General features: G+C 52.5%; 2 pseudogenes. Both read right to left on the bottom strand.

Features of this window, described 5'->3' with window-relative positions:
- Positions 1-216: pseudogene (locus BN93_RS16190) on the bottom strand (RagB/SusD family nutrient uptake outer membrane protein); the annotation flags it as partial.
- Positions 217-241: 25 nt separating this feature from the next.
- A pseudogene (locus tag BN93_RS16185) lies at positions 242-475 on the bottom strand (hypothetical protein); the annotation flags it as partial.
- Positions 476-514: the final 39 nt, after the last annotated feature.

Below are 514 nucleotides of genomic sequence, written 5' to 3'. Positions count from 1 at the left end.
GCCTCGGTTTGTGCCTTGAAGTCCGCTTCCATCTTCGACCGAACCGATGTTGTTGTACAGGGTGCCAATGCTGTTTATCCACAAGGAAGTGGGCGACGTGATGGCTTGGTCTTCCGAAATGCGGTCGCGTGGATCGTCTTCGAGACAGCTTACGAACATGCCCAGCAGCGCAATGGCCGCTAGGGTTAGGTGTATGATGTGCGTCTTGGGTTTCATTATGGGCGTGGTTTTGGGTGAGAAGTTAGAATTGAACGCTAAGCCCTAGCGAGAAAGAGCGATACGGAGGGTACGAACGCTTGTCGTCGATGCCAAGCGTGTTGTTCACTACATAACTATTGATGATGGGCGTTAGACCGCTGTAACCTGTGATGGTAGCGAGGTTGTTAACGCTGAGCGACAGGCGCAGGGCGTTTACAAAGCGCGAGCGGACGGGCAAGTTGCAGCCGATGGTTAGGTAATCAATGTTCAGATAGTCGACCTTGTTCCACGCCAATAGTTACGGTGGCCTTTTGGT

Origin of the sequence: Prevotella conceptionensis 9403948 (genome assembly GCF_000312305.1) — a bacterium.
GTDB classification, from domain to species: Bacteria; Bacteroidota; Bacteroidia; order Bacteroidales; family Bacteroidaceae; genus Prevotella; species Prevotella conceptionensis.
The sequence above is the reverse complement of the archived record's forward strand: the minus strand, read 5'-3'. Positions and strand labels throughout refer to the sequence as shown.